Consider the following 16,697-nt stretch of genomic DNA (forward strand, 5'->3'; position numbering starts at 1 on the left):
CCCCGTTCATGAAGATCTCACCGGAATCGGGCTGATGCACGCCCGCCAGGATCTTCATCAACGTCGATTTGCCGGCGCCGTTCTCGCCCATCAGGGCGTGGACGCTGCCCGCCTTGAGATCGAGGGAAACGGAATGGAGCGCCCTGCTCCCTCCGAACGCCTTCGAAATGTGGGACATCTCGATAAGATTGGTCACGAAACCCTCGAACGAACCGGATTCGACAGATGGAATGGCCTGCGGGGAATGCTTGTCCACTCCCCGCCAGCCACGGCGCCGTCACTTCTTGCCGTAATATTCCTTGAGCTTGTCTTCTGGCAGTTCGCTCGGCCACCAGACATTGGCGGTGAGGTCGTCGCGATAGTATTTTTTGGCCTTGTCCTGGTCCCATCCGTCGGGATTATAGACATAGCGTTTGTAGAGCTGATTGCCTTCCAGAAGGGCAACGGCGGCGCGCACGCCGGCCGCACCTTGGGCGGGGCTGTATTCCGGCGAGATCGACTTGAACCCGTCCGTGATCCACTGGCCGAAATAGCCATTGTTGCCCTCGCCCGAAATCGGCGGAACGGGCGTGCCGAACTGCTTGAAGACATCGACGCAGGCGCGCGTCATGTCAGCGCCGGACGACCAGATGCCGTCAACCTGTGGGTTGTTCAGATAAAGCGTCTCGCACAGCTTCTTGGCCTTGTCGTACTGCCAGTCACCATGCTCCTCGGCGATGATCTGCACATGCGTGCCTTTAAGTGATTCCAGTAAGCCGTTGTAGCGGTTGGTGTCTTCCGGATGGCCGGCCAGGCCACGCAGGACCCAGATCTTGCCGTTGTCGCCGACGGTCTTGACCAGCCAGTCGCCCATCACCTTGCCGAAATGCTCGGCGCCGCCCTGGATTTCGGTGGTGTAGGCGTCGGAATCGATGCGGCCGGTGTGAAGGATGACCGGGATGCCGGCGGCGACCGCCTTGGCGATGCTGGCATTGGCCGATGTGCTGGTCACCGGCTGAACGATGATCGCGTCGACATGCTGCGCGATCAGGTCCTCGATGTCGGCCACCTGCTTTTTCTGGTCGAAGCCGGCATCGAGCAGGATGAATTTCGAGATGCGCTTGTCCTTGGCCGCGGCGTTCTCCGCCTCATGCGCCACCTGTACTGTCCAGGTGTTGGCGTTGACGCCGAAGTCGCTCATGCCGATGACCCAGGGCGGGTCCTTCTTGAACGCACCGGCCGCGGTCATGCGCGTGTCGTCGGGGCGCGGCGCCACGCCGTCCATCAGCTTGATGTCTTCCGCATGCGCCAGCGACGTCACGGCAAGCGTGGACGCAACGAGCATCCCCAGGCCGACGGTTTTCAGCAATCCTAACATTAAACTCTCCTCCTTGTGGTTGCCCCGGCCTACGAATTCGTATGGCCGGCCGTACGAATGCGTACGGCCATGAGACGCTCTCCCAATGCATGCTCGTTGTCGCAAACCGACCGATGCACGCAATTCTCCCGCCCCCGAACACATGCGTGCCGAAGCCCAATTCCTGCTGGACGATGATGACGGTCGAGAACTCCTCCGGGCACTTTAGAAGCACAGCGGATTCGCCCTGTCAATAGTTAGTCATGTTGAATGACTATTCCCTTGCTTGCCTTTCATCGCTCCTCTATCCATCATGATTGGCGCTCGCCGGCTTCGGCGCGCTGTCAGTCCCGGCGGGAAAAACATGCGATCAGTCTTGTGCTACGGCGACTCCAACACGCACGGCCAGATCCCCGGCAGGGGGCCGCTCGAGCGCTATGGGCCGGGTGAACGCTGGCCGGGGATATTGCGTTCTCAGCTAGGCCCCGACTGGTATGTCATCGAGGAAGGATTGAGCGGCCGCACCACCGTCCACGACGACCCGATCGAGGGCGCCCACAAAAACGGCAGAACCTATCTTCGCCCCTGCCTGCAGAGCCATGCGACGCTCGACCTCGTCATCATCATGCTCGGCACTAACGATTTGAAGATCCGCTTCAACAAGCCGCCGTCGGAAGTGGCGATGGGGATCGGCTGCCTCGTCTACGACATCAAGGAGCTGGCGCCTGGGCCAGGCGGCTCGACGCCCGAGATCATGATCGTGGCCCCGCCGCCGATGCAGGACGACGTCAAGGAATGGAAGTCCATCTTCGCCGGTGCGCCGGAGAAATCGCGCCTGCTCGCGCTCGAGTTCGAGGTTCTGGCGGACTCGCTCGAACTCCACTTTTTCGATGCCGGCTCGGTGGTCTCGTGCAGCGAAGCGGACGGCTTTCACATCGATGCCGAGGCGCACAGATTGCTGGGCACCGCACTTGCCCGCGCGGTCGACGCCATCGGCTGGAGCCGCTCGACATGAGCAACCATACCGCCGCGAGGCAGCGCGCTCTTACCGACGGGGCGACCCTTGCCTGACATGAGGTTCGCACCACCCAATCCATTGCGCATCGCCGATCGTGCGAGCGGGCTGAATGCGTTGAGCGTGCGCAGCTATAATGAGCGGCTGGTGCTGTCGCTGCTGCTTCAGAACGAGGGCATTTCGCGGATGGAAATCGGCGAAAAGACCGGCCTGTCGGCGCAGACGGCCTCGGTCATCGTCCGTTCGCTCGAGCAGGAAGGCCTGGTCTCGCAAGGCGAGGCGCAGCGCGGCCGCGTCGGGCCGCCCACCATCCCGCTTTCACTCAATCCGGAGGGCGCCTATGCGGTTGGCGTCGGCTTCAGCCGCCGCAGGATCGACATCGCGCTCATCGATTTCATCGGCACCGTGCGCTTCCACACGCAATTGCCGGCGGATGAAGCCAATCCCTTTCCGCAAAGCAGCGATCTGTTCGGCGCGATCAGGCAAGCCATGACCAGCCTGCCGGTCGAGGCGCGCAGCCGGGTTGCCGGCATCGGCCTGGCCGTTCCCGACGATGTCGACACGATGGCTGCAACCCGCAACGGATCGAGCACCTCGCTGAAAGCCTTGCAGGGGGAGATCGAGGAACAGATCAAGCTGCCGGTTTTCGTGCAGAACGATATCACCGCGGCAGCCGGCGGCGAGAGCATGTTCGGCGTCGCCAAGCCGCTCAACGACTATTTGTTCTTCTATCTGGGAGCACGGCTGCAGAGTAGGCTCATCCTCAACCACCAGATCTACAAGGGAAACTCCAGCGCCAGCTTCGATCATGGGCTGATGCGCCTGGAGAGCGAACTGACCAAGCGCCGGCGCCCGTCCGAAATCATCTGGAGCAGCAGCCCCGAGTGGCCTGACCTTGGCGAGGCCTACAGCGAATGGCTAGGGGAATGCTCCAACCGCCTGAAAGCCTCTATTTCCGCACTGACCCAGTTTGTCGAATTCAGGACGGTCGTCCTGTCCAGCTACGCGCCGCAGAAGATCGCCAAGGCCTTGTGCGCCGACATCGGCCGGGAATTCCCCGGCATCGAAGCGCTGCCCGCGCGGGTCAGCATCAGCCCGAAGGCCGTCGGCGCGGCAAGCCTGCCATTCAGTTCGCGCTTCATGATCCAGTGATCGAGCCGAACCGGCGTTGCCGGTCGGCCGATTACGGGCTCTCTGCAGGTCCATCGATGATTTTCAAATGACAAGGCGATTCCGCTTGCCAGGACGCCTCACTTAATAGCATGTTAAGTGAACCCTGAGATCGCCATGAAAATCGCTGCGGATCACGCACTCAACGACAATGCCGCAACCAGCGCCGAAGCGCGCCGCTCGACGGTATTGGGCGATCGCATCAAGGCCTATCGCACCACGCGGCGCCTGACGCTGCGCCAGCTCGGCGACATGATCGGCACCACCGCCAGCTTCCTGAGCCAGCTCGAGCGCGGCCTTTCGGGTGCCAACACCAGCACGCTGATGCTGATCGCCAACGCGCTCGGCATCAGCCTCGCCGATCTTTTCGACGAACGCGAGGTGTCGCCGCACGCGGTGCTGACACGGGCCGAACGGCCGGCGCTGCCGACCAGCGAAGGCTACCGCAAGACGCTGCTGTCGCGCCGGCCGATCCGCGAGATGGAAGTCTATTGCGGCGAGTTCGCCGTCGGCGGCTCCACCGGCGACGTGCCCTACACGCATGGCAACGCGAACGAGATGTTCCTCGTGCTGCGCGGACGCGTGCAACTGACGCTCGGCGACGAGAGCTTCACCCTCGAAGAGGGCGACAGCATCGAATATTCGACCTCGACGCCGCACCGGACGATCAATGTCGGCGATACGGTGGCCGAAGTGCTGTGGATCATCGCGCCGCCGACAAGCGGCGCTGTCGACCTCGATCAATATGTAGCCCGGAAAACGCTCGCGCCCGGCCTGCCAAAATCAAACAGCGAGCCATCGGAGGGTTAGAAAATGGGAAGCAGATCAAGATTGGCCGGGCTTGTCGGCGCCGCCGCACTGGCCTTGCTCGCAGCCGCCGCTCACGCGCAGAACGCGCCGCCGGCCGGGACCGTGGTGGACGGGTCGCTGAAGGGCAAGACGCTGACCTTCGTCTCGTATGGCGGCATCTACCAGGACGGCCAGGTTGCCGCGCTTAAGGAATTCGTCGACAAGAGCGGCGTCAAGCTGCTGAACGACGGACCGACCGAAATCGCCAAGCTCCAGGCGCAGGTCGAATCAGGCAATGTGACCTGGGATGTCGTCGACACGGATGATTTTCCGCCCTTCGTGCATTGCGGCAAACTGTTCCAGAAGCTCGACCTGACCAAGCTCGATATCTCGCACATCCCGCCCGGACAGGTCGGCGAGTGCAGCGTGCCGGCGATGAATTACGGCATGGTCCTGATGTACAAGAACGACACGTACAAGGACAATCCGCCAAAGGACTGGAAGGATTTCTTCGACACCGCGAAATTCCCCGGCACCCGCGCCATCGACGGCAGCGGCAGCCCGCTCGGCGGCTTGATCGAACAGGCCATCCTGGCCGACGGCGGCAAGGTCGACGCCATGACGCCGGCCGACATCGACAAGGGCATCGCCAAGATCAAGGCGATCGGCCCCGACACGATCTTCTGGAAGACCGGCGCCGAATCCCAGCAGCTCGCCGAGTCCGGCGAGGCCGACATGATCATCATGTGGACCGGCCGCGCCATGACGGCAGTCAAGAATGGCGCTGCCTATACGCCGGTGTGGAAGGACTGGCTGGTCGTCATGGATCAGCTGACCATCCCGGTCGGCGCCAAGGACCCCGATGCCTCCTACGCGCTGATCAACGCCTATCTCGGCAAGAAGTCGCAGGAGATCCTGACCGAGCAGACCTCCTACTCGCCGATCAACAACGAGGCACAGCCAAAGGTCGACGCGTCCGTCGCCGCCTTCCTGACCAACACGCCGGACCACGCCAAGCTCGGCTATCAGCAGAACATCAAGTTCTGGGTCGCCAACTTCGCCGCTGCGTCCGACAAGTGGACGGCGCTGATGGCCGGCAACTGAGCCGGCTACCACTGAGGTGACGGCGTGAGCCAGACATCGCATACGCCGACGGCCGGGGGTGATTATCCCCGGCCGTCAGGTGCCGTGCAGGGGCCGCAGCGGCGCCTGCGCCTTGCCGCCTATCCGTCGCTGCTGGCGATGCCGGCCCTGCTCCTGCTTATCGCGGCTATGGGCTATCCCTTGCTGACCGTCACGCTGCGCAGTTTTTCGGACCCGGCCTGGGGCCTGCAGAACTACGTCTGGTTCTTCTCCACGCCGGTGAACGTCACCGTCCTGTGGCGCACCTTTTCCATCGCCGCCTGGGTCACCATCGTCTGCGTCATCGCCGCCTATCCCTATGCCTATCTCATGACGGCGGTCGGGCCGCGCCTGCGGCTGGTCCTCATCCTGTGCGTGCTGGTGCCGTTCTGGGTCAGCGGCGTGGTGCGCACCCTGGCCTGGGTCATCCTTTTGCAGGATTCCGGCATCATCAATTCGGTCATCAGGCTGCTCGGCTTTGACGGCGTGAAGCTGATCCGCACGCAGACCGGAGTCGTCATCGGCATGGCGCAGGTGTTGCTGCCGTTCATGATCCTGCCGCTCTATTCTGTCATGCGCGGCATCGATTTGCGCCTCGTGCAGGCGGCGCGCAGCCTCGGCGCGCGGCCCGCACGTGCCTTCCTGCAGATCTATCTGCCGCTGTCGCTGCCAGGCGTCTTCGCCGGCGCCATCATCGTCTTCATCCTGTCGCTCGGCTTCTACATCACCCCTGCCCTGCTCGGCGGCCCGCGCAGCACCATGCTGTCGACGCTGGTGCAGAGCCAGGTGCTCAGCCTGCTCAACTGGGGACGCGGCGGCGCCATGGGGGTCGTCCTGCTGGGCGCGACCTTCGTGCTTCTGGCGCTCGCCGCACCGCTGATGCGCCAGCGCCACAAGCAGGCGGCCAGATCATGAGGCTGGCCCCCTTCCGCATCCTGCTCGGCCTGTTCTGCCTGCTGGTCGCCGTGTGGCTGGTCATGCCGACGCTGGTCATCATCCCGATGTCGTTCAACGAGAAGAAGTCGTTGGCCTTCCCACCCTCCGGTTTCTCCTGGCAGTGGTACGCGAATTTCTTCACCAATCCCGATTGGCTGTCGAGCTTCTTCAATTCGCTGAGGGTCGCGGGCCTCGTCGCCGTTGCCGCCACGCTGATCGGCACGCTGGCGTCGCTTGGCCTCAGCCGCATGAAACATTCCGGCGCCGGCCTGCTGCGCGCTATCCTGATCACGCCGATGATCGTGCCCGGCGTGGTGCTGGCGATCGGCATCTATGCCGTTTACCTCGACTACCAGCTTGTCGGCACCACCACCGGCTTCGTCATCGCGCACACGATGCTGGCGATCCCCTTCGTCATCATCGCCGTATCGGCAAGCCTCGAAGTCTTCGACGTGCGGCTGGAAACGGCGGCGGCCAGCCTCGGCGCCAACCGCTTCACCACATTCCGCACCGTGACCTTGCCGCTGATCGCGCCCGGTATCCTGTCCGGGCTTTTGTTTGCCTTCGTCACCTCCTTCGATGAAATCATCGTCGCGCTGTTCATCACCAGTCCCTACCTCAAGACCTTGCCGGTGCAGATCTTCACCAGCATCACCCGCGACGCCGACCCGACGGTGACGGCCGTCGGAACCATCATCTTCATTGCCACGACGCTGATCATCAGCGCCGGGCTGATCATCAGCTCGAAATCGACGAGGAGTTGAGATGACTGCGAGGGAACGTGGCGCGGCCATCGACATCAAGGGCGCAACCAAGCGTTACGGCAATTTCACCGCGCTCGATGATGTCAGCCTGCATATCGAGCCGGGCGAGTTCATGACGCTGCTGGGGCCCAGCGGCTCCGGCAAGACGACCACGCTCAACGTCGTTGCGGGCTTCACCGACCTCACCGCAGGCGATCTTGCCGTCGGCGGCAAGAGCATCGTCGCCCTGCCGGCGCACAAGCGCAACATCGGCGTCGTCTTCCAGCACTACGCGCTGTTTCCGCACATGACGGTCGGCAAGAACGTCGCCTATCCCCTCACCTTGCGCGGCATGGACAAGCAGGCGCGCGACCGTCTCGTTGTACGAGCACTGGACATGGTCAAGATGGCCGATTTCGCGCATCGCTATCCCTCCGAACTTTCCGGCGGCCAGCAGCAGCGCGTGGCGCTGGCGCGTGCCATCGTCTTCGATCCGCCGCTGCTGTTGATGGACGAACCGCTCGGCGCGCTCGACAAGAAACTGCGCGAATGGCTGCAGCTGGAGATCAAGCGGATCCACCGCGAACTCGGCACCACCTTCGTCTATGTGACGCACGACCAGGAAGAAGCGCTGGTGCTCTCCGACCGCATCGCTGTGTTCAATCAGGGCCGCATCGAACAGGTCGGAACCGGCCGCCAGCTCTACGACGAGCCGACGACCTTGTTCGTGGCCAAGTTCATCGGCGAATCGACCAGTTTGCGCGGCGAGGCCCAGGCGTCCGGAGACCAGACCAGCCTGACGATCGCCGGCCAGAAGATCGTGGCCTACGGCAAGCTCGCCGGCGGCCGCAAACCGGTGGTCCTGCTGCGGCCGGAGAAGCTGTCGCTTGCCGGCACCAACACGCCTCCCGCCGCCGGGCAGAACAGCCTCACTGGTGAGGTCAGCGAAGCGATCTATCTGGGGTCGGGTTCGAAATACCAGGTGACGCTTCGCGACGGCTCGGTCGCCATCGTGCGCTCGTCGCTGGAAGCCACACCGTTCTCGATTGGTGACACGGTCGATCTGCGCTGGTCCGTCGTCGATGCAAAACTTCTTGCCGACGACGACCGCGCCGACATGACGATGACCTGACCGCTTTTCCCCGCAGGATTTTTAGACATGGACGCCAAAGTCAACGGCAACGTCTCGTTCTGGTATGCCGACATCGGCCTGCCGGCCTACCGCGCGCCGCTTCCAGGTGATCTCGAAGCCGATGTCTGCATCGTCGGCGCCGGCTACACCGGCTTGTGGACGGCTTATTACCTGAAGAAGGCCGATCCTTCGATCCGCATCGCCATCGTCGAGAGGGAGTTCGCCGGCTTCGGCGCGTCGGGCCGAAATGGCGGCTGGCTGTCCGGCGGCTTCAGCTGGTCGCGCGAAAAATATCTGCAGACCTCGACGCGCGGCGCCGTCATCGACATGGAAACCGCCATGCATGGCACGGTCGACGAAGTGATCGCGGTGACCGAGACCGAAGGCATCGATGCCGACATCCGCCGGGTCGACAATCTGACGGTCGCCACCAACCCGCCGCAGCTCGAACGGATCAAGGCCGCCTATGCCGATGCGATCGGCTGGAGCGTGCCGAGCGAGCGTGTCGGCCTGATCGGTCAGGAAGAGGCCAGAGCCCGCATCAACATCAGAAATGTGCTTGGCGGCTATATCCACCACGGCACCGCGCGCGTGCAGCCGGCCAAGCTGGTGCGCGGCCTGTCCGAAGCCGTCGAACGCATTGGCGTGCCGATCTACGAGCAGACCACCGTGACCGGCATCGAGAAGGGCAAGGTCACGACGAGCCGCGGCACCGTGCGCGCGCCAATCATCATTCGTGCCACGGAAGGGTTCACGGCCGGCATACCAGGCAATGAGCGGCTCTGGCTGCCGCTCAACAGCGCGCAGATCATCACCGAGCCGCTGCCGCAATCGCTATGGGACGAGATCGGCTGGGAGGGCCATGAGCTTCTCGGCGACGCCGCGCACGCCTATTGCTATGCACAGCGCACCAGGGAAGGCCGCATCACCATGGGCGGACGCGGCGTGCCCTACCGCTACGGCTCGCAGACCGACGTGCGCGGCCAGACGCAGCAGGCGACGATCGAAAGCCTGCACGCGATCCTCATCCGCCTTCTGCCACAGACAGCCAAGCTTCGCATCGACCACGCCTGGTGCGGCGTGCTGGGCGTGCCCCGCGACTGGTGCACGACGGCCGGTCTCGACCCTGAGACCGGCATCGGCTGGGCCGGCGGCTATGTCGGGCTCGGCGTATCCAGTTCCAACCTGTCGGGCCGCACGCTGCGCGATCTCATCCTGCGGCGCGACACTGAGCTGACCCGCCTGCCCTGGGTCAACCGCCAGGTCAGCAAGTGGGAGCCCGAGCCGATGCGCTGGCTCGGTGTCCACTCGATGTATCAGCTCTACCGCGTCGCCGACGAACGCGAGGAGGCCGGCCTCCAGCACACGTCGAAACTCGCCGCAATCGCCGATCGCATCACAGGACATTAAGAGACTGCCATGACCGATTTCCAGACCTTCGCCCATCTCGCCTCGATCGATCTCGGCGAGCCCGAGCCCAAGCCGACCTCGATCAGCGGCAATCAGTTCGAAGCAGCGAAGACGCTGTGGACCTCGCCCGACGGCACGTTGGAAGTCGGCGTCTGGGAGTGCACGCCGGGCCGCTTCACCGCATCGCGCGACAGCAATTCCGAAACGTGCCACATCGTGTCAGGCCGGGTCTCGCTGCATGGTCCCGATGGCCGCAGCAAGGACGTCGGCCCGGGCGAAATGCTGGTGCTGCCGAAAGGGTGGAAAGGCGAATGGACGATCCACGAGAAGACGCGCAAGCTCTATATCCTGCACTTCGAGGCGTGAGCCGACGTCCGCTTTGGCTGAAGCCTCCCCAACTTCGTCATCCTAGGGCGAAGCAGGAGCGAAGCTCCGTCGCGGAGACCCTGGGATCCATTCCGTGACAGCCATCGAGGAATGCAGCGGAACAGAATTCTGCACCGCTGCAGCGCTTTGAGGTCGCGGCATGTATCCCTTGGGCTGCGGAGCAGCTCCAGGGGTCTGCGCCGCGTCGCTACGCTCCTTGCTCCGCCCGTGGATGACGAAGCGATGGGCGCTACTCGTCGCCCAAACCGCCGGCCGTCGGCTTGCCTTCTATCGCCTGCCGCAAGGCGTCGTTGATGCGGTCCTGCCAGCCCGGCCCATCCTCCTGGAAGTGGTCCAGCACGGCGCGGTCGATCCGGATCGAAACAAGCTCCCTGACGCCTGGAGCGGCGGAGGGCTCACGAACCGGCGCGGCCGGCTTCTTCACCGGCTTGAAAGCCGCTTCGGCGGCCGCCATCGGATTTGTCGGTCGGCGCGGGGGATTTGCCATTGGGATGACCCTGACTGAAGGCGATTCGTGCGCAGCACGCTTACGCCACCATAGCCCAACCAGCGCCGTCGCGCAGGCCCCTTTGGTCGGGACAATCACTCGGCTGCTTGAAGACTTTGCGCGTCGATGATGACCCTGATCTCCGCGCGGCAGGAGCCGCAATTCGTACCGGCATGCAGGGCCGCGCCGATCCCCGCGACGCTGCCGCAGCCGCGGCGCACCGCTTCGGCGATCTGGTTGGCGCCGACGCCGAAGCAGGAGCAGACAATGGCGCCGCGATCGACGTCGACCCCGCCCGGCCGTCCGGCCACGATCGCCAGCCTTCCGCGCCGGTCGACATGATCGGCACTTAACTGTTCCGCCGCCCAGCCGCGCGACACGGCGACCGGGCCGGGCGCGACGAACAAGGCGCCTGACAGTTGATCGCCGTCGAAGGCGGCGATGCGATGCTGGCCGGCGTCGCAGTCATGATAGGCGAGCATTTCCGCACCCGGTGACGCGCCGAACAGTGACCCGGCAAAGCCGGCCCAGTCGATGTCGTCTTCGGCAAAGGCAAGCTCGACCCGCCAGCCGCCCTTGCATTTGGCCACGGCCCAATAGGCCGCGGCATCGGGCGACGGCCTATGCCGCGTCACCGCAAAGCCGAAGGCTTTTGCGGCGAATTTCTCGATGCGGGCGGCGACATGTTTCAGCGCCGGCTGGCCGGAAATGGGATCGGTCAGCGGCGCGGTCAGCGTGTCGAGCCGGCCCTTTGCCGAGAACTGATCGGTCCAGTGCATCGGCGCAAACAGGCTGCCCTGGCGCTGGCGTATCGTCACCAGCGCGCGCACCAGCACGTCACCGCGCGGGCTGGAAACGCGCACGATGTCGGCGTCACCGATGCCGAAGCGCTGCGCATCCACCGGGTGGATCTCGACGAATGGCTCGGCGATGTGCTGCGAAAGCCGCGGGCTTTTGCCGGTCCGCGTCATGGTGTGCCAATGGTCGCGGATACGGCCGGTGTTGAGGATCAGCGGATAGTCGGGACTGGTGCGGACTTCCGTGGTCGGGCGGATGGCGATGAAGCGCGCCTTTCGATCGGGTGTGTAGAAATTGCCGTCGGCGAAGAAGCGAACCTGGAGCCCAGTCGTGCCGACCCCTTCTGGCCTGCCGGCCATCTCCCCCTCGAGGGGGGAGACTAGCAGCTTTGACACCGGCGCTTCTTCCGCAGCGTTGGCGATTGGCGAAAGCCGAGCGGCAGGCTGATCTCCCCCCTTGAGGGGGAGATGGCCGGCAGGCCAGAAGGGGTCGGCACGACCGGGCGCCGGCCACTGGAACGGCTCAAGCGTTGCGTAGGTCTCGCCATCAACTCCGCCGTAGACGCCAATATCGAAGTCCCGCACACCATCATTCTCGAACCCCGACAGCGCCGCGTGTTCAGCAAAAACTTCCGCCGGCGTCGCATAGGAAAACGCCTCGCCGAACCCCATCCGCTTGCCCACCTCGGCGACGATCCGCCAGTCGGGCAGCACCTCGCCGGGCAGCTCCAAAAACGCGCGCTGGCGCGACACCCGGCGCTCTGAATTGGTGACGGTGCCGTCCTTCTCGCCCCAGGCGGCGGCGGGCAGCCGGACATGGGCATGGCGGACGGTGTCGGTCCGGGCCAGCACGTCCGACACCACCACGAAAGGGCACGCCTTGATCGCCGCTTCGACGGCATCGGCGTCCGGCATCGAATCGACCGGGTTGGTGGCCATGATCCACAGCGCCTTGATGCGCCCGTCGGCCAGCGCCTGGAACATCTCGACTGCCTTCAGGCCGGGCTTTCCGGCAATGGCCGGCGCGTTCCAGAAGCGCTGCACACGGTCGCGATGGTCGGGGTTTTCGATCTCCATATGGGCGGCGAGCATATTGGCCATGCCGCCGACCTCGCGGCCGCCCATGGCGTTGGGCTGGCCCGTCACCGAAAACGGCCCTGCTCCGGGTTTGCCGATGCGGCCGGTGGCGAGATGGCAGTTGATGATGGCGTTGACCTTGTCGGTGCCGGATGACGACTGGTTCACACCCTGGCTGTAAACCGTCACCGTTTTCGCCGTCGCCGCAAACAGGCTGTAGAAACGGCCAAGCTCGTCCTCGCTCAGGCCGGTGGCGGCGGCGACGCCGGCCAGGTCGAGCGCGGAGGCCGCGAAAAGCGCTTGCCCGAAGCCGGTCGTGTGCGTCGTGATGTAGGCGCGGTCGAGCGCATTGTGCTGGCCGAGATAAGCGAGCAGGCCCGTGAACAAAGCGACGTCGCCATCGGGCGCGATCGCCAGATGCATATCGGCGATGTCAGCGGTCATGGTGCGACGCGGGTCGACCAGGACGATCTTCATCTCCGGCCGCTTTTCCCGGGCAGCCGCGATGCGCTGGTAGAGCACCGGATGGCACCAGGCGAGGTTGGAGCCGACCAGCACGATCAGGTCGGCCAGTTCCAGATCCTCGTAGGTTCCTGGCACGGTGTCGGAGCCGAAAGCGCGGCGGTGGCCGGCGACCGAGGAGGCCATGCACAGGCGCGAATTGGTGTCGATGTTGGCCGAGCCGACAAAACCCTTCATCAGTTTGTTGGCGACATAATAGTCCTCGGTCAGCAACTGGCCGGAGACATAGAAGGCGACCGCATCGGGCCCATGGTGGGCGATGGTCTGCGAGAAGGTCGAAGCGACCAGGTCGAGCGCCTCGTCCCAGCCGGCGCGGCGACCATGGATCTCCGGATGAAGCAGCCTGCCGCCGAGATCGATGGTCTCGGCCAGTGCCGAGCCCTTGGAGCAGAGCCGACCGAAATTGGCCGGATGGTTGGGGTCGCCGCGCACGGACACCTGCCCGTCCGCGGCGACCTTCGCCAGCACGCCGCAGCCCACCCCGCAATAGGGGCAGGTGGTCCTCACCTCGCGCGCTTCCTCAATCTCCATGGTTCAGGCCGCGCGGCTGGCCAGCGCTTCCAGCGCGATGAACAGACGTTCGCCTTCGACCCGCACCGGAATGGTGCGCACCGCGCCCTCGTCGGCGCCGAGCGCTTTGCCCGTCTCCAGCGAAATCACCCAGTTGTGCAAGGGACAGGTCACCGCCGCACCGTGCACGATGCCCTGGCTGAGCGGTCCACCCTTGTGCGGGCAATGGTCGTCGATGGCATAGACCTGATCATCGGCGGTGCGGAAGACGGCGATCTTGCCTTCCGGGGTGGCGACGCAGCGCGCGCCGCGGCGGGGGATGTCGGCGATAGAGCCGATGGCGATCCAGTTCATGATTGTCACTCCGCCGCCTGCGCAAACCCGACCGAGGCCATCGGCCGGAATTCGTGCTTGTCCTTGCCGGAAACGCGTTCCGACCACGGATCGACCTGGGCGAATTTCTGGCTGAAGACGAAGCGGTCGTAATAAGCCTTGCGCTTCTCGCCATCGTCCATGATCTGACGCTTGATCTCGGGGATGCCGATGCGTTTGGCCCATTTGTAGATGCGCTCGAGATAGCGACCCTGCTCGCGATACATCTGCGTCAGCGCCACGATATGCTCCAGCGCCTCATCCTCGGTCTTGACCAGGCCCAGCACCTCGGTGCCCTTGATGTCGAGGCCGGCCGCGCCGGCGAAATGGATCTCGTAGCCGGAGTCGACGCAGATCACGCCGACATCCTTGCAGGTCGCCTCGGCACAGTTGCGCGGACAGCCCGACACCGCCATCTTGACCTTGGCCGGCGTCCACGAGCCCCACATGAATTTTTCGATGCGGACGCCAAACCCTGTCGAATCCTGCGTGCCGAAGCGGCACCAGTCCGAGCCGACGCAGGTCTTCACCGTGCGCAACCCCTTGGCATAGGCGTGGCCGGAGACGAAGCCGGCCTGACCGAGATCGGCCCATACCGCCGGCAGGTCCTCCTTGCGGATGCCGAGCATGTCGATGCGCTGGCCGCCGGTGACCTTGACCATCGGGATTTCGAACTTGTCGACGACGTCGGCGATGGCGCGCAGCTCCGCCGCGTTGGTGACGCCGCCCCACATGCGCGGCACCACCGAATAGGTGCCGTCCTTCTGGATGTTGGCGTGGACGCGCTCGTTGATGAAGCGCGACTGGTAGTCGTCGGCGTACTCGTCCGGCCAGTCGCAGACGAGATAATAGTTGAGCGCCGGCCGGCATTTGGCGCAGCCGCAGGAGGTCGTCCACTCCAGTTCCTGCATGACGGCGGGAATGGTCTTCAGGCCCTTGGCGATGATCAGCCGGCGCACCTCGTCATGGCCGAGCGTCGTGCAGCCGCACATCGGCTGCACCGCCGCCGGATTGTATTTGTCGCCGATGGTCAGCACCATCAGCTTCTCGACCAGCCCGGTGCAGGAGCCGCAGGAGGCTGACGCCTTGGTGTGGGCACGCACGTCGTCGAGCGAGGTCAGGCCCTTCCCCGTAATCGCGCCAGTGATCTTTCCCTTGCAAACGCCGTTGCAGCCGCAGATTTCCGCATCATCCGGCAAGGCTGCAACGGCCGCCATAGGGTCCAGCGGGGCACCCCCCTGGTAGGACTGGCCGAAGATGAGCGTGTCGCGCATTTCGGAAATATCGGTCTGCTTCTTCTTGAGGTCGTTGAACCAGGCTCCATCAGCCGTCTCGCCATAGAGCACGGTACCGATGATGCGGTCGTCCTTCAGGACGAGGCGCTTGTAGACGCCGGCGGCCGCATCGCGCAGCACGATCTCCTGGCGGTCCTCGCCCTCGGCGAAGTCGCCGAGCGAGAACAGGTCGATGCCGGTGACCTTGAGCTTGGTCGGCGTGTCCATATGGACGAAGGCCGCCGCCTCGTTGCCGGCCAGCTGGCTGGCTGTGACCCGCGCCATCTCGTAGAGCGGTGCGACGAGGCCATAGACCTGGCCGTTGACCTCGGCACATTCGCCGAGCGCGTAGATGTCGGGATCGTTGCTGCGCATGCCGGCGTCGACGACGATGCCCCTGTTGACAGCGATGCCGGCCTGTTTCGCCAGCGCCGAATTCGGCCTGATGCCGACGGCCATCACCACAAGCGTTGCTGGGATAATGGTGCCGTCAGCAAGCTCCACCTGCCCGACCTTGCCGTTGCCTGTGATCGCCTGTGTGTTGGCCTTGGTGATCACCTTGATGCCGCGCTGCTCCACGGCACGCTGCAGCAGATAGCCGGCCGCGGGATCGAGTTGGCGCTCCATCAGCGTCGGCATGACATGCAGCACGGTGACGTCCATGCCTTGCGCGTTCAGCCCTGCTGCCGCCTCCAGCCCGAGCAGGCCGCCGCCGATGACCACCGCCTTGGCGCGCGACTGGGCGGCAAGCATCATCGCCTGGACGTCATCGAGGTCGCGATAGGTCAGCACGCCCGGCAGATCATGGCCCGGCACCGGAATGATGAACGGCACCGAACCGGTGGCGATGACGAGCTTGTCGTAAGGCTCGGTGACACCATGATCCGAAGTAACGGTCTTTGCCGTCCGGTCGATGGCAATGATCTTGTGGCCCTTGTAGAGGGTGATGTTGTTGGCGATGTACCAGCCGTCGCCGTGGATGATGATCTCCTCATAGGCTTTCTCGCCCGACAGAACCGGCGACAGCATGATGCGGTCGTAATTGACGCGCGGCTCGGCGTTGAAGATGGTGACGGTGTAGCGGCCCGGCGCCTGTTCCAGCAGGTGCTCGAGCATGCGCCCGGGGGCCATGCCGTTGCCGATGATGACAAGTCTTTCGCTCATGGTGCTACTCCGCGGCTTCGACGAAGCGGTGGCGTTCGTAGAGGAACTTCAGCACCGCCTCGCGGCAGCGCAGGAAAGTCCGGTCGGAAGAGAGTTCGACGCGCCGGCGCGGCCGCGCCAGCGGCACGGGAAGCACTTCGCCGATGGTTGCCGCCGGGCCATTGGTCATCATGACGATGCGGTCGGAAAGCAGCACCGCCTCGTCGACATCGTGGGTGATCATGATCGTCGTCGAGCCGAGCCTGGAGTGGATGTCCATCACCGCATCCTGCAGATGGGCGCGCGTCAGCGCATCGAGCGCGCCGAACGGCTCGTCGAGCAGCAGTATCTTCGGCTCCATGGCCAGCGCCCGGGCGATCCCGACGCGCTGCTTCTGCCGCCCGATATTTCTGCCGGGCGTTTATCCTTGGCATGCGCCATCTGCACGAGGTCGAGATTGCGCATGATCCAGTCA

General features: G+C 64.4%; 15 protein-coding genes and 1 pseudogene. 9 read left to right on the forward strand and 7 right to left on the reverse strand.

The genetic code is table 11. The features are described 5' to 3' along the window. Both EN984_RS02800 and EN984_RS02805 read right to left on the reverse strand, forming a co-directional pair. A partial coding sequence (locus EN984_RS02800) for an ATP-binding cassette domain-containing protein (RefSeq protein WP_127383622.1) occupies nucleotides 1–196 on the reverse strand: 196 nt, incomplete at its 3' end. Nucleotides 197–277: 81 nt separating this feature from the next. After that, nucleotides 278–1,357, reverse strand: coding sequence for a substrate-binding domain-containing protein (locus tag EN984_RS02805; RefSeq protein WP_127271056.1), 1,080 nt, complete (start codon nucleotides 1,355–1,357; stop codon nucleotides 278–280). 343 nt (nucleotides 1,358–1,700) lie between these two features. Between EN984_RS02805 and EN984_RS02810 the strand changes: the two genes are divergently transcribed. From EN984_RS02810 to EN984_RS02850, 9 genes are all read left to right on the forward strand, one after another. Further along, nucleotides 1,701–2,351, forward strand: coding sequence for an SGNH/GDSL hydrolase family protein (locus EN984_RS02810; RefSeq protein WP_023809404.1), 651 nt, complete (start codon nucleotides 1,701–1,703; stop codon nucleotides 2,349–2,351). Nucleotides 2,352–2,408: 57 nt separating this feature from the next. After that, nucleotides 2,409–3,503 (forward strand): ROK family transcriptional regulator, encoded by a 1,095-nt coding sequence (locus EN984_RS02815; protein WP_127272189.1) that lies wholly within the window; start codon nucleotides 2,409–2,411, stop codon nucleotides 3,501–3,503. 135 nt (nucleotides 3,504–3,638) lie between these two features. Then, nucleotides 3,639–4,331 (forward strand): XRE family transcriptional regulator, encoded by a 693-nt coding sequence (locus EN984_RS02820; RefSeq protein ID WP_127267132.1) that lies wholly within the window; start codon nucleotides 3,639–3,641, stop codon nucleotides 4,329–4,331. A gap of 3 nt (nucleotides 4,332–4,334) precedes the next feature. Next, entirely contained in the window at nucleotides 4,335–5,414 is a 1,080-nt protein-coding gene (locus EN984_RS02825) for an extracellular solute-binding protein (RefSeq protein WP_127267131.1), read from the forward strand. A 24-nt stretch (nucleotides 5,415–5,438) separates the two neighbouring features. Next, a complete protein-coding gene (locus tag EN984_RS02830; protein ID WP_127267130.1) occupies nucleotides 5,439–6,347 on the forward strand; it encodes an ABC transporter permease in 909 nt (302 codons plus the stop codon). Further along, entirely contained in the window at nucleotides 6,344–7,132 is a 789-nt protein-coding gene (locus EN984_RS02835; protein WP_127267129.1) for an ABC transporter permease, read from the forward strand. The genes EN984_RS02830 and EN984_RS02835 overlap by 4 nt, the downstream gene beginning before the upstream one ends. A 1-nt stretch (nucleotide 7,133) precedes the next feature. After that, entirely contained in the window at nucleotides 7,134–8,243 is a 1,110-nt protein-coding gene (locus tag EN984_RS02840; protein ID WP_127267128.1) for an ABC transporter ATP-binding protein, read from the forward strand. A gap of 27 nt (nucleotides 8,244–8,270) precedes the next feature. Then, on the forward strand, nucleotides 8,271–9,653 hold the full coding sequence (locus EN984_RS02845) for an FAD-binding oxidoreductase (RefSeq protein ID WP_127267127.1): 1,383 nt from the start codon (nucleotides 8,271–8,273) through the stop codon (nucleotides 9,651–9,653). Nucleotides 9,654–9,662: 9 nt separating this feature from the next. Continuing rightward, on the forward strand, nucleotides 9,663–10,019 hold the full coding sequence (locus tag EN984_RS02850; protein ID WP_127267126.1) for a cupin domain-containing protein: 357 nt from the start codon (nucleotides 9,663–9,665) through the stop codon (nucleotides 10,017–10,019). 250 nt (nucleotides 10,020–10,269) lie between these two features. Here EN984_RS02850 and EN984_RS02855 read toward each other — a convergent pair whose 3' ends face one another. From EN984_RS02855 to EN984_RS02875, 5 genes and pseudogenes are all read right to left on the reverse strand, one after another. Further along, nucleotides 10,270–10,527 carry a BrnA antitoxin family protein gene (locus tag EN984_RS02855; protein WP_127267125.1) on the reverse strand — a complete coding sequence of 86 codons (258 nt, stop codon included), beginning with the start codon at nucleotides 10,525–10,527 and terminating at the stop codon, nucleotides 10,270–10,272. 95 nt (nucleotides 10,528–10,622) lie between these two features. Next, nucleotides 10,623–13,454, reverse strand: a complete 2,832-nt coding sequence (locus tag EN984_RS02860) for a nitrate reductase (RefSeq protein ID WP_127267124.1) — start codon at nucleotides 13,452–13,454, stop codon at nucleotides 10,623–10,625. A gap of 3 nt (nucleotides 13,455–13,457) precedes the next feature. After that, the gene (gene nirD / locus EN984_RS02865) at nucleotides 13,458–13,787 is read right to left on the reverse strand and encodes a nitrite reductase small subunit NirD (RefSeq protein ID WP_127267123.1); all 330 of its coding nucleotides are present in this window, start codon (nucleotides 13,785–13,787) and stop codon (nucleotides 13,458–13,460) included. Nucleotides 13,788–13,792: 5 nt separating this feature from the next. Further along, nucleotides 13,793–16,243, reverse strand: coding sequence for a nitrite reductase large subunit NirB (gene nirB, locus EN984_RS02870; protein ID WP_127267122.1), 2,451 nt, complete (start codon nucleotides 16,241–16,243; stop codon nucleotides 13,793–13,795). A gap of 4 nt (nucleotides 16,244–16,247) precedes the next feature. Next, a pseudogene (locus EN984_RS02875) lies at nucleotides 16,248–16,697 on the reverse strand (ATP-binding cassette domain-containing protein); the annotation flags it as partial.

The organism is Mesorhizobium sp. M7A.F.Ca.CA.004.12.1.1 (assembly GCF_003997835.1).
GTDB lineage: Bacteria > Pseudomonadota > Alphaproteobacteria > Rhizobiales > Rhizobiaceae > Mesorhizobium.